This window comes from Acidobacterium capsulatum ATCC 51196 (assembly GCF_000022565.1).
In the GTDB taxonomy this organism is placed as follows: domain Bacteria; phylum Acidobacteriota; class Terriglobia; order Terriglobales; family Acidobacteriaceae; genus Acidobacterium; species Acidobacterium capsulatum.
The window spans coordinates 265,955-278,470 of record NC_012483.1 but is presented as its reverse complement, the minus strand read 5'-3'; the positions used below and the strand labels follow the sequence as shown (position 1 = coordinate 278,470).

Here is a 12,516-nt window from a genome sequence, read left to right as displayed (position 1 = left end):
CTTTTCATTCTGTGCGTGCAACGGTTCCTGATTTGATCTACTGATTTGACCGGGGATGATTGCCCCACACCTTCTCCAGAAACTCGTACCGGTCCCGGTGTTGCGCCGGTTCCGCATGAGCATCGGGCTCAAGGTGCATCACCTGCCAGTTATCCGCCGCGTCATACTTCGGCCACTGCGGCAGGCCCGAGCCATTGGGGTCGCCCGTCTTGGCAAAATCCGTCCAGTAGTTCTGCATCTGATTGGAGAGTGCGTAGTCCTCGGGACGCCAGTGCGCTCCACGACGCGAATCAAGGTTGCCGAAGACATACTCGATGTCATCGGAATGAAAGGCGCCCAGCGAGGCCGGATGCACCATATCGCCCGGCGAGCCAAGCGCGAAGTAATAGCGGTAGACCGGCGCATCGCCCGTCTTCACCTGTCCTTCAATCCAGGCCCATGTGCTGTAAGCGATGAAGTTGTCACCCGCAAAATCAAGCCGGGCGCGCGCCGCTTCCTGGTCGTTGCTGGCGGCATAAGCCTTCAGGAAGGCGTCCGCGTTCGTCTCGAATGCTTTGTGCGCAAAGGCTTCGAAGGAATCCAGCGTGGTCGGCGGATGCCCAAGCATGCTGAAGCTGCCCTCGTCACGGTTCCAGCCTGCCAGCAGAGGAACATGCGCCTGCTTGCCCTCGGCAAAAATCGCCGGTACGGTCTGGGGCAGATACCAGCCATCGATATCGGGCATGAAGCCGACGCGGCCATATGCGGGATTTACCTCTGCCTTGAGCAGAGCATCGGCGCTCACTTTGCGCAGCTTGGCAATGTCATCGGTGCCGAATGCCTTCCGCATAAAGGCATCGTCCTTCTTTTCGGCAGAGGCCAGTGAGGGATAGGTCAGATTTCCAAACGCACCGCCGCTTTCGCCAGCAGCACGCGCAAACATGCCCTGCGATGATGGAGCCGCCATCTGTGTGCTCACGGACATCGATCCCGCCGACTCGCCAAAAATCGTTACGTTGTTCGGGTCGCCGCCAAACTTGGCAATGTTGTCATGCACCCAGTGCAACGCGAGGCTCTGGTCCATCAGGCCATAATTGCCGGCTGCGTGGTGCGGAGACTCCTTGGCGAGACCCGAGCCGGCAAAGAAGCCGAAGATGCCCAGGCGGTAGTTCATCGAGACGAGAATCACGCCTTTGTGCGCGAGATTCGTCCCATCCTGACGCGGCTCCGAGGTGCCGCCCGTGATATATCCGCCGCCATAAATCCACACCATCACCGGCAACTTGTCGTGCTTCTTCGCGGGCGGCGCCCACACGTTCAGCGACAGGCAGTCTTCACTGTTGCCGGGATCGCGAAAGACCATGTCGGCATACAGCGCCGGCTGCGTGCAGTGCGGGCCAAAGGCTACAGCATCGCGCACGCCATGCCAGTGCTTCGCCGGAAGCGGAGCGTGCCAGCGCAGCTTGCCCACCGGCGGCTGCGCATACGGAATGCCAAGAAACTTGCGCACCATGTGGTCGCTGCTCCACTCGCCGCGCACCTTGCCGCTCTCTGTCTTCACCACCAGCTCATTGGAGGCATGCGCCAAAGGGGCACCCGCCCACGCCATCGCCGCCATCAATCCACAGCCCACTGCTATCCGCACTTTGCTGCTCAGCACTGCACTCCTCCGACCTCAGAATTTTTCCGGCGCCAGCAAATCGTTGATCGTCTCGCGCCTGCGAATCAACCGCGCGCGCTTGCCGCTCACCAGCACTTCTGCAGGGCGCACACGCGAGTTGTAATTGGAACTCAGTGACATACCATAGGCTCCCGCATCCAGAATTGCCAAGAGCTCGCCCTCGCGGACCGCTGCCATCGCCCGGTCGCGCGCAAAAAAGTCGCCGGTTTCGCAGACCGGGCCCACAATGTCGGCCACCATCGACCTCGCGCCACGCCGCGGCAACACTGGCACCACCTCGTGATGCGCCTGGTAGAGCGCCGGGCGAATCAGGTCATTCATCGCAGCGTCCACAATCACGAAATGCTTCGCGCCATTCTGCTTGCGATACAGCACGCGCGTCACCAGCGCACCGGCCTGCGCGACCAGGAAGCGTCCCGGCTCCAACAGCAGCGTAATCTCGGGCACCGTGGCCACCGCGTGCAACAGCGCGGCCGCATACTGCTGCACGCGCTCGGCCGGATCGAAGCTCGCATCCTCAAGCCCGGCCTGATACTCAATGCCGAGGCCGCCGCCGGCGTCCAGAAAGCGGATGCCGTGGCCGTCCTTGCGCAGTTGACCAATCAACGCCGCGACGCGTTCGGCCGCTGCGCCAAAGGGCTCGGCCATACGAATCTGCGAGCCGATATGCACGCTCACACCGCGTGCTTCAAGATACTTGTGCCTGGCCACCGCGCGGTACACCTTGCGCGCCCGCGCCATCTCAATGCCAAACTTGTGCTCTCGCAGTCCTGTGGAGATGTACGGATGCGTCTCGGCAAAGACGTCGGGATTCACACGCAGTGACACCGCGGCCCGCTTACGCAATTTGGACGCGCGCTCGGCGAGCAGTTCCAACTCGCCTTCGCTCTCCACATGAAACAGCAGAATGCCGGAACGCAGCGCGAGATCCATCTCGGGAGCAGTTTTGCCGACGCCGGAAAATACGACGCGCTCGGCCGCCTTTTTGTTGACGGCCAGCACGCGCTCCAGCTCGCCGCCGGAGACAATGTCAAAGCCCGCGCCACGCTTTTCGAGCAATTGCAGAATAGCCAGCGCGGAGTTGGCCTTCACCGCAAAACAGATCAGGTGCGAAACCGGCGCGAAGGCGCGCGCAAACAAATCAAAGCGCTGGGCGATATGATCGGCTGAATACACATAGAGCGGCGTGCCATGACGCCTGGCCAGCGCTTCAAGAGATACACCTTCCACGTGCAACGCGGCACGTCGATCAGGGTAGGAAAAGGGGCGAACCTGAGACAGGGCAGACCTCGCAGAGAAAAGCAAAATGTTCTCTCAGCATAGCGCGTGCCTGTTTTTCATGAAGGAGATTTGGCCATGCGCGGAGGTCATTCATCCAGATGATCAGCGCAGCTTCGCGTTGCATCCGCCTGCTACCGCGCGCTCTCGAAAAACTGGCGCAGCATCCGGCCCACCGTCTCCGGCTGCTCCCACGGCGCATAGTGGCCCGCGTCGGGAACCTCGTGATACTCCACCTTCGCGCCGCCAGAGCGAATTGCATCCGCCAGCAGCCGCATGTCCGCCGGCGTGCTGCCGCCATCTTCGCCCGCAGCCACCACACAGCACGGAGCCTTGATTCTCTTCGCCGTCTCCACGGAGTCAGGACGCGACGCGAGCCCCTGCTGCACGGCGATGATCGCCTCGGGGCGCATGGCCTGCATCATCTCGCGAGCCTCGGCCGTCTTCTGCGGCAAGCGGCTCCGGGTCGACGGGCCAATCAACGAGGCCAGCATTGCCTCAATGAAATCGCTGCTGCCGCGCTGCCGAATCTTCTCGATATTCGCCTGCCGCGTGGCGCGATTCTGCTCCGTATCCGCCTGGGGTTTACTGCTGCAAAAGGCCAGCGCCTGCACACGTTGCGGACACCGCCGCCAAAGCTCATACAGCGTGTAACCGCCAACGGAACAGCCGGCGAACATCGCGCGCTCGATGCGCAGCTCGTCCAGCAATCGCTCCACGTCCGCGCCCAGCTTTTCCATGGTGACGGGGCCGTCACCTGCCTCCGACTGCCCATGTCCGCGCAGATCAGGCATCACCACGCGATAGCGTGCGGCCAGCATGCTGACCATCGGGAGCCAGAAGCCATGATGCAGTGGCGTAGGATGCAGCAACACCAGAGGCGCACCTGCGCCCTGCTCGGTATAGAACAACTGCGCATCGTCCGACCGGTAATGCAAGCTATTGGCCTCCCACCGAGTTTCCGGCGTTTGTTCCCTGCGGCGGATACGGCGTCACGGGCGGAAGAGCCAGCGGCTCCTCCGGCATCACAATCCAGAAGATGACATACGCGATGATCCCCATGCCGCCTCCAAAAACCGCCAGCAGCACGGTGATCACACGCACCCAGGCCACATCCCACACATAGGCATTGGCCAGCCCCTGGCACACGCCAGCCACCATGCGCCCCGCGCGAGGACGGATCAGCCGCGACGCCGGAGCATACACCGGCGGAGGCGTCATGTAGACCGCGGTTCCGCAAGCCGGGCAAAATCTAGCCTCGGAGCCGAGTTCTTTTCCGCAATTCCGGCAATAGATCGTCATACTGGAGCCCTCTTTCCGCTTCTTCAGGCAGTCACCGGCCCTGCTCACATTGGAGCACAAGCCAGCCGGGCAGCCCGTCAAAGCCTCCGGCCATTCCGCCGGACAAACAGGAATACGCTTTGCGTGCCGCCATAGTTCCTTGGGATGCCCGTCCGCTATTCCCGGTAGGGCGATCGCAGATACTCCCGGGCCTTGTTGGCCTCCACACTGTCATGCCCAATCGCAATCACCTGCTCATACTCATGCACTGCCAGCGCGTGATTGCCAGCCAGATCATAGGTCATGCCCGCCGCCACCAAACAACGCTGCCTCAACTCCGGACTTGTGACCGCATCCTGCGCCGCAGCCTGATACGCCGCCTCGGCCTCCGGGTAGTGTTTCTGCCCGCGCAATGCCTCGCCCAATCCGAAATAAGCCAATTCGAGATGCGCGTTGTGAAAGAAATCCGGCTTCTTCGCGTCGGCAATGGTCCGTTCATAGGCATAGACCGCCGTCATCCCCAAACCTCTGTCCTTCTCAAGATTCGCAATTTCAAGGCTGAAGAGATAGTTGTGCGGATATTCGCGCGACATCTGCTGTGCTATCTCAATCGCCAGATCGTACTTCGCTTCCCGCCGCAAGAAGAGCATGATCGCCGTATTCGCATCGACGCGAGTAATCGCACCATGCACGGCATCGTCCTGCAGCATGGCCATGCCGGTGGCCTTTGAGCCATGAATACCGATAAAGCCAATGAGCAGCTTGAACGCCCACGGCAGCGCGCCCACCACGTACTCATACACGCCCACTACCAGCTTCGCGTCTACGTAGTCAGGATCGATTTCAAGAGCGCGGTGGCAATCGGATCGCGCCTGTGAGGCGAGCCGGAAGGCTTGCCCGAAGCCTCTCTCCGCCATTGCAATGTAGGTCGCCTCAAGCGACTTGGCCCAACCTCTCGCAAAGATTGCATCCACATCATTCGGAGTGGTCTTCAACCGCGCATCCGCTTCATTCACAGCCTCACTTGCCAGTGACTTGATGCGCGCCGCAGCCTTCGGATCTTCCTGCACGAGATGATTGCCAGTCAGAAATCCATTCGTCGCGTAGAAGGTACTGTCGAGCAGATCAAGCCGGTTCAACTCTTCGAAAACTTCATCGTTGAGCAGATAGTCCGTGGCCAGCGCATCGCCTGGATGCTCGGCCCGCACGCGCTGAAAAATTACACGTGCGCAGTCATAATCCATGCTATAAAAACATTGAAAGCCAGCTAACACTTGCGGGGAACGGTTGAGCGCAGCGGTATGAATCGTCTCCGCGCGCATCTGACCCGCGTAGACGGCGACAAGCATCAGTCCCAGGCTATAGAGCAATTTCCTACGTTGCACAGACATAGTTTGCCAGTAGTAGATGAATCTACCCAATTTATCTACGATGCCCTGTTTCCAATTTAGCGACCGGATAGCTTCTTCTCCCCCTGCCGCTGTCCTCGCTTTGTTGCTTCGTTCTCTCAGAGACCATCCGCGCTCCGCGCCCTGGAAGGCTACATGACCCGAACAGAAGTCATTGCGCTCCTGATTCTGCACGCACGTAAGAACGGATTTGAATTTCGCAGGTGGTACCGCGGCAAAATCCATCTGCCGTGGCCTGGCTTTGAGCAGGCAGTGGCCTCTCTGGCGGAGGGTCATCGTTATTACGCTTTGCTGTTTTCGCATGACTTTGCCCGGAGCTTCTGGAAACAAGGCTCCCAGATCAGTTTCGTCGTTCCCACCGTTGAATACACCCGCCCGGACAAGACCGGCAAGCTCATCACCGTGCGCCGCAAAGCCTTCACCCGCCGCACCACCAAGCCCGATGCCTGGCTCTATCACCTGCGCGAGATGGCCGCCAGCGAAGACCCTCTTCGTTACATCCGGCGCTTTCTTGTCACCCACGAAGAGTTGGAAGCCTGGAACAAGCGCCAGGATGGTCCTGACTCGCACAACCTTTCAGACCCGGAACTCGATCTTGACGACTCAGCGGAAGAGTCGGCCTGATGGCCTGCGCTGCCTTCAGCGCCTGAGAGACGCATCTTCAGACGAGGCGGCTTGAGAAGCTGCAGCGTTTTCCATCTGCGCCTGATACGCTGCCGCACTCTGCTTCAGCCGGGCCACGGCCTGCTGCAGCGTAATGTCGTGCGGTACCGGCTCAAAGTCAGACCGGCTCTCGCGCTCCACCTTGCTCACATTGCTGAAGAGCAGCACCTTGCCCTGCACATGCACGGCCACAAGATCCGCCTTCCAATGTTTCGGACTCACCTGAATCCGGTGAATCGTGAATGTTCCGCCCGGATCCACATAGCCCAACAAGCCGAAGCCAAAGTCAATCTTGTGCTGGATCGTTCCTTGCATCGAAACCAGGCGCTTTAGGGTCTGATCCACCACAATCTCTCCACCAAGCCCATACATCACGCGATCCACATAGCCGCTGGGTTTGAAATTCGGGTTCGGCTCAAACTTCAGCCGCACCCGGCTGCCCATCGCCGGCCCCTCATACTGAAACACATAGGCCACCGGCAGGAGTGCCATCACATGCGCCAGCCGGTCTTCATCGCTCTCGTGGCTGTGCTGCACCTTCGCAATCGCGCCAGGATCATGCACATAGCTGATGAGCCGGTTTTCTTCCTTCTGCTCGCTGTCGCCCTGCAGCTCATGACCATCCCTTGCAAGAATGCGGTACACCGGCCCCTGGCTGGTCTCAATCTGCTCGCGCAAAATGTTCTTCTTGTCGGTCACGACGTGGCTGCGGTATTGCCAGTAGCTATCTTTTTCGCGGTCGTGCAGTTCGTTGTAGATCACGTCTTTCATCAACTGGCGGGCCGTCTCGGGCGCTGCCGCGGGAATGGGTGTCGCCGCTCGCGCCGTCATCCCAAAGCCGCAAACCATCGACAATGCCACCACCATTGGGACTACACGCATTGAAACCCTACCTTTCCGCCATCCGGTCTTAATTTGCAGATTTCAGATGCAACGCCGGTCAAATGCACCTGAATATTCAGTCATATTCCAGCCGGAATCAAACTGTACACTAGCTTTGTATGCTGGATGAAAATGCCTTTCGCAAACACTCTGAGGCCGCCCTCGAAGCCTTGAAAAAGTCCCTGCTCACTGCCGAAGAAGACGGCGACTTTGAAGTGGAAGAGCAGAACGGCGTGCTCAACATTCTCTTTGAGGACTCCGGAGCCCGCTTCGTCATCACCCCCAACACTCCCATTCGCCAAATCTGGATCTCGGCGCTTACGACCAGCTTCAAGCTGGACTGGTCTGAGGAGGCCGCAGCCTTTGTTCTGCCCAAGGATGGAACGCCTCTCAAACCACTCGTGGCCCGGCTCATCAACCAGCAATTAGGCCACGACGCGGTTACGCTTTAGCCCTGGTCCTTCAGGTGCCGGGAGTCGGTCCCGGGTTGGCTGAGTCTTCACGGACTGCGCTCTTCCGCGCACTTTCGCCCTGTATTCGCCTACAATAGGCGCATGGCTGAGACGCTGCTCTCTCCGCAACCCGCGACGCCGCGCAAGATCGTTCATGTGGACATGGACGCTTTCTACGCCTCGGTGGAGCAACGCGATGCCCCGGAGTTGCGCGGCAAGCCAGTGGTGGTCGCCTGGCGCGGCCGGCGTTCGGTGGTATGCGCGGCCTCTTATGAAGCGCGGCAGTTCGGTGTGCGCTCGGCCATGCCGGCCGTTACCGCCGAGCGGCTCTGTCCGCAGGCCATCTTTGTGCCGCCGGATTTCACCCGCTACAAGGCTGTATCTCGCGCGGTGCGCGAGATATTCGAGCGCCATACCGATCTCATTGAGCCGCTCTCGCTCGACGAAGCCTACCTCGACGTCACGCACAACAAGACGGGATTGCCCACCGCTACCAAGGTGGCCATCACTATCCGGAGACAGATTCGCGAAGAACTGTCTCTGACGGCCTCGGCCGGCGTTGCTCCCAACAAGTTTCTGGCCAAGATTGCCTCGGACTGGCGCAAACCCGATGGACTTTTTGTGATTCAGCCGCAGGACCTTGCTACCTTTTTGCCGCCGCTGGCGGTGGGCCGCATTCCCGGCGTTGGCAAGGTCACGGAGGAGCGGCTGGCGCGGCTTGGCATTCGCACGGCCGGCGACCTGCAGCACTATGACCTGGCTACGCTCGAGTCCAACTTTGGCCGGTATGGGCTGCGGCTCTATCACCTTGCGCGCGGCGTGGATCACAGTCCCGTCACGCCGAATCGGCCCACAAAGTCGGTCTCGGCGGAAGACACCTTCGAGGCCGACATTCCGCTATCGGCGACCGAGCCGGTGATACGGCGGTTGTCAGAAAAGGTCTGGAACGCATCGCGCCGCGAGGCCCGCATCGCGCGCACGGTGGTGCTGAAACTCAAGACCGGCGACTTTCACATTCACACACGCAGCCTGACGCCAGAGACACCGCCCGCAAGCTGCGAAGAACTCACGGCGATCGCCTTGAGTCTGCGCGAGCGCGTCGATCTGGGCGCGGACCGTCTTTATCGCCTGATTGGTGTGGGCCTCAGCAATTTCCGCGATCCTGAGCCGGATGCGGCGGAAGATGCCGGGGATATCTTTGCGGGCTTACGGCTGAATGCCTCGTAGAAATGCCTGCTGCATATGGTTGAAGCTGCGCCCGCGCAGAGTCGCCGCCACCACGGTTCTCGCCGCGCGCGCATCGCTCAGCCGTACATAAGCGCAACCTGCACTGCGGTCCATGGCCATTTGCGGAACCAGGGACACCCCCATGCCCGCCGCCACCATGCCAAACAGACTGCGGAATTGCCCGCTCTCAAAGGCGATGCGCGGTGTGACTCGCGCATGCGAGCAGGCCGCAAGGCTCAGGTCGCGAAAGCAGTGGCCGTCGCGCAGCATGACAAAGGTCTCTCCGCGCAGATCTTTGAGCGAGAGCGTTTGGGCACTGGCGCGTGGATGATCTTTGGGCAGCACCGCAAACATCGGCTCTGTGAGAAGAGGAATACATTCCAGATCCTTATGCCGCAGTGGCAGGGCGAGCACTGCCAGATCAATGGAAAGGTTGCGCAAGCTCTCGACCAGCACCGGCGTTGTCTCTTCCACAATGCGCAGCCGTGCCTCGGGATACTTTCTGGCAAACGCCGCCGTGTAGCGCGGCATAAGGTAGGGCGCAATGGTCGGAATCACGCCCACCGCAACGCTGCCGCGCACATCCTTGCTCTTGCCGGCGACACTTGCCCGGGCCGCTTCCATCTGGTGCAGAATGGAACGCGCATGCGGCAGAAAGGCACGGCCCGCCTCGGTGATGCGCAAGCTGCGGCCCAGGCGGTCAAAAAGTTTGACGCCCAGATCTTCTTCGAGCTTGAGCACCTGTTGCGACAGCGAAGGCTGGGCGACCTGGCACCGCTCCGCCGCGCGGCTGAAGTTACCTGTTTCCGCAATCGCACATACATAACGAAGTTGATGAAACTCCATAGGAAATGCCTATACCTTCAATGGGAACAATGTATTGGAGCTATCCATCCTCAGGATGCTACAGTCGTTTCGTCGAGGCAAACGGTATTTCATGAGCGTCTGTTTGCCGCGTTTTCACAAAGAATCATTCACCCACAAAGCCCGGAGCGCCAGCCAATTCAGGCGCGGGGCACGAACCGTTTGCAGGAGAGATGAAATGTCGACCGAATCCAAATGCCCGTTCGCGGGCGGCGCATATGCGAATACAGAAGCAGGAGCCAAGGGCAATCGCGACTGGTGGCCCAAGCAGTTGAATCTTGACATTCTGCACCAGCACTCTTCCCTGTCGAATCCGCTGGAAGAGAATTTCGATTATGCCTCAGAGTTCCAGAGCCTCGACCTCGATGCCGTGGTGAAAGACCTGCACGCCCTGATGACTACCTCGCAGGACTGGTGGCCGGCGGACTTCGGCCACTACGGGGGGCTCTTCATTCGCATGGCATGGCACTCGGCCGGAACCTATCGCATTTATGACGGCCGTGGCGGCGCCAGCCGTGGCGCACAGCGCTTTGCGCCGCTCAATAGCTGGCCTGACAACGTGAATCTGGACAAGGCCCGCCGTCTGCTCTGGCCCATCAAGCAGAAGTATGGCCGCAAGATTTCATGGGCCGACCTGATGATTCTGGCCGGCAATGTCGCACTGGAGTCGATGGGCTTCAAGACCTTCGGCTTTGGCGGCGGACGCGAGGACATCTGGGAGCCGGAAAAGGACATCAACTGGGGTCCGGAAACGACCTGGCTCGGCGATGAGCGCTACAGCGGCAACCGCGAGCTGGCGAATCCGCTGGGAGCCGTGCAGATGGGCCTGATCTATGTGAATCCGGAAGGCCCCAACGGCAATCCCGACCCGCTCGCCTCGGCCCGCGACATTCGCGAGACCTTTGCCCGCATGGCGATGAACGACGAAGAGACGGTTGCCCTGATCGCCGGCGGCCACACCTTTGGCAAAACGCATGGCGCGGCCCCGGCTAGCCACGTGGGGCTTGAGCCGGAGGGCGCTTCCATCGAAGAACAGGGCCTCGGCTGGAAGAACAGCTTTGGCACCGGCGTGGGCAAGGACGCGATCACCAGCGGCCTGGAAGTAATCTGGACGCCGACACCCACCCAGTGGGACATGAGCTATCTTGAAACCCTCTACGGCTACGAGTGGGAGCTGACCAAGAGCCCGGCCGGAGCGCACCAGTGGAAGCCCAAGGGCGATGCGGGAGCCGGAACGGTGCCTGACGCTTTCGACGCAAAGAAGCGCCACCAGCCCAGCATGCTGACCTCAGATATTGCGCTGCGCACGGACCCGGCCTATGACAAGATTTGCCGGGACTTCATGGCGCATCCTGACAAGTATGCCGATGCCTTTGCCCGCGCCTGGTACAAGCTGACGCATCGCGACATGGGCCCCATCACGCGCTATCTTGGTCCGCTGGTGCCGAAGGAAGAGCTGATCTGGCAGGATCCGGTGCCGGCCGTGGATCACGAACTGGTCAACGATGCCGACGTGGAAGCGCTCAAGGCCGAGGTGCTGGCCTCGGGGCTGACGATTCCGCAGCTTGTGTCAACGGCGTGGGCGGCGGCTTCGAGCTTCCGTGGCAGCGACCGGCGCGGCGGCGCGAACGGCGCGCGCATTCGTCTGGAGCCGCAGAAGAACTGGGAAGCGAACCAACCCGCGGAACTCGCCAAGGTGCTGGCAAAGCTCGAAGGCATTCAGCAGAAGTTCAACGGCGCGCAGCAGGGCGGCAAGAAGATTTCACTGGCCGACCTGATCGTGCTGGCGGGCAATGCCGGTGTGGAAGCTGCCGCGAAGAAGGCCGGCCATGACGTGAAGGTTCCCTTTGCGCCGGGCCGCACCGACGCGACGCAGGAGCAGACCGATGCGCCGACCTTTGCTCCGCTGGAGCCGAAGGCCGATGGCTTCCGCAACTATGCGAAGAAGGGCCTCGAAGACGCTGCGGCGTACCTGCTGATCGACAAGGCGCAATTGCTCACGCTGACGGCACCCGAGATGACGGTGCTGGTGGGCGGACTGCGCGCGCTGGGCGCGAACTATGGCCAGTCGAAGCACGGCGTCTTCACCAGCCGGCCGGAGACGTTGACCAACGACTTCTTTGTGAACCTGCTCGACATGAACACGGCCTGGGCCAAGTCAGAGAAGGCTGCGGGCGAATTTGAGGGCCGCGACCGCAAGACGGGCCAGATCAAGTGGACCGCGTCGATTGTGGACCTGGTCTTTGGCTCGAACTCGCAGCTTCGGGCGCTGGCCGAGGTGTATGCCACGAGCGACAGTACAGAGGCCTTTGTGAAGGACTTTGTGGCGGCCTGGACCAAGGTGATGAACCTGGATCGGTTTGACCTGAAGAAGTAGTCCCCCTCCCCCGTTGAACTACCTGCCGGAGCGCTGTTGCGCGCTCCGGCTTTTTTGTGTTGGGACCCTGGCAAATAAATGTGAATATGAAATCGCATTTCTTTAGAGCATGCTGGGGAGGCCAGAGTAGAACCCGGCATAAGCGATTTACTTTCTTATACTTGGGAAAACTACCGGAAAATGTGAATACGGATTCGCTTTTCAGGCATTTTTTCCTGCTGGAATGGATTGACACGTGGACATTTCTGCCAGTGCTCCTTCAAACCATTGATAAATAGAGGATTACACTGCATTCCCCCGCTGGCTTAAATGTGAATATAGATTCACATTGCTGCGCTTTTTTGCAAGAAGCGGAAAAGATGGAGAAGAGGCCGGGGAGATGCCCCCCATAATGCTGATTCTAGATGGCTTAGAAGTCTACGG

Annotated in this window: 11 protein-coding genes and 1 pseudogene; 4 read left to right on the top strand and 8 right to left on the bottom strand. The window is 60.2% G+C overall.

Going from position 1 to position 12,516, the window contains the following annotated elements; genetic code table 11:
- Positions 1-37: 37 nt before the first annotated feature.
- From ACP_RS01100 to ACP_RS01080, 6 genes and pseudogenes are all read right to left on the bottom strand, one after another.
- Positions 38-1,639, bottom strand: a complete 1,602-nt coding sequence (locus ACP_RS01100) for a carboxylesterase/lipase family protein (RefSeq protein ID WP_012680625.1) — start codon at positions 1,637-1,639, stop codon at positions 38-40.
- Between the two features lie 15 nt (positions 1,640-1,654).
- A complete protein-coding gene (gene lysA, locus ACP_RS01095; RefSeq protein WP_012680624.1) occupies positions 1,655-2,965 on the bottom strand; it encodes a diaminopimelate decarboxylase in 1,311 nt (436 codons plus the stop codon).
- A 107-nt stretch (positions 2,966-3,072) separates the two neighbouring features.
- Positions 3,073-3,876 (bottom strand): alpha/beta fold hydrolase, encoded by an 804-nt coding sequence (locus ACP_RS01090; protein WP_012680623.1) that lies wholly within the window; start codon positions 3,874-3,876, stop codon positions 3,073-3,075.
- 1 nt (position 3,877) lies between these two features.
- Positions 3,878-4,159: a PspC domain-containing protein gene (locus ACP_RS01085; protein ID WP_052294635.1), complete on the bottom strand. Its 282-nt coding sequence runs from the start codon at positions 4,157-4,159 to the stop codon at positions 3,878-3,880.
- 12 nt (positions 4,160-4,171) lie between these two features.
- Positions 4,172-4,240: pseudogene (locus ACP_RS18765) on the bottom strand (zinc-ribbon domain-containing protein); the annotation flags it as partial.
- 155 nt (positions 4,241-4,395) lie between these two features.
- The gene (locus ACP_RS01080; RefSeq protein WP_169305885.1) at positions 4,396-5,604 is read right to left on the bottom strand and encodes a tetratricopeptide repeat protein; all 1,209 of its coding nucleotides are present in this window, start codon (positions 5,602-5,604) and stop codon (positions 4,396-4,398) included.
- A 159-nt stretch (positions 5,605-5,763) separates the two neighbouring features.
- Here ACP_RS01080 and ACP_RS01075 point away from each other — a divergent pair, with 159 nt between their 5' ends.
- Entirely contained in the window at positions 5,764-6,252 is a 489-nt protein-coding gene (locus tag ACP_RS01075) for a hypothetical protein (RefSeq protein ID WP_012680620.1), read from the top strand.
- 15 nt (positions 6,253-6,267) lie between these two features.
- Here ACP_RS01075 and ACP_RS01070 read toward each other — a convergent pair whose 3' ends face one another.
- On the bottom strand, positions 6,268-7,173 hold the full coding sequence (locus tag ACP_RS01070; protein ID WP_012680619.1) for a hypothetical protein: 906 nt from the start codon (positions 7,171-7,173) through the stop codon (positions 6,268-6,270).
- A 119-nt stretch (positions 7,174-7,292) separates the two neighbouring features.
- Here ACP_RS01070 and cyaY point away from each other — a divergent pair, with 119 nt between their 5' ends.
- A complete protein-coding gene (cyaY, locus tag ACP_RS01065) occupies positions 7,293-7,625 on the top strand; it encodes an iron donor protein CyaY (protein ID WP_012680618.1) in 333 nt (110 codons plus the stop codon).
- A gap of 102 nt (positions 7,626-7,727) precedes the next feature.
- Positions 7,728-8,852 carry a DNA polymerase IV gene (dinB, locus tag ACP_RS01060; protein WP_012680617.1) on the top strand — a complete coding sequence of 375 codons (1,125 nt, stop codon included), beginning with the start codon at positions 7,728-7,730 and terminating at the stop codon, positions 8,850-8,852.
- On the opposite strand, the gene ACP_RS01055 is transcribed toward dinB, so the two are convergent.
- On the bottom strand, positions 8,832-9,698 hold the full coding sequence (locus tag ACP_RS01055; RefSeq protein WP_012680616.1) for a LysR family transcriptional regulator: 867 nt from the start codon (positions 9,696-9,698) through the stop codon (positions 8,832-8,834). The two genes, dinB and ACP_RS01055, sit on opposite strands and share 21 nt — an antisense overlap.
- Before the next feature lie 196 nt (positions 9,699-9,894).
- Between ACP_RS01055 and katG the strand changes: the two genes are divergently transcribed.
- A complete protein-coding gene (gene katG / locus ACP_RS01050; RefSeq protein WP_012680615.1) occupies positions 9,895-12,093 on the top strand; it encodes a catalase/peroxidase HPI in 2,199 nt (732 codons plus the stop codon).
- Positions 12,094-12,516 lie beyond the last annotated feature (423 nt).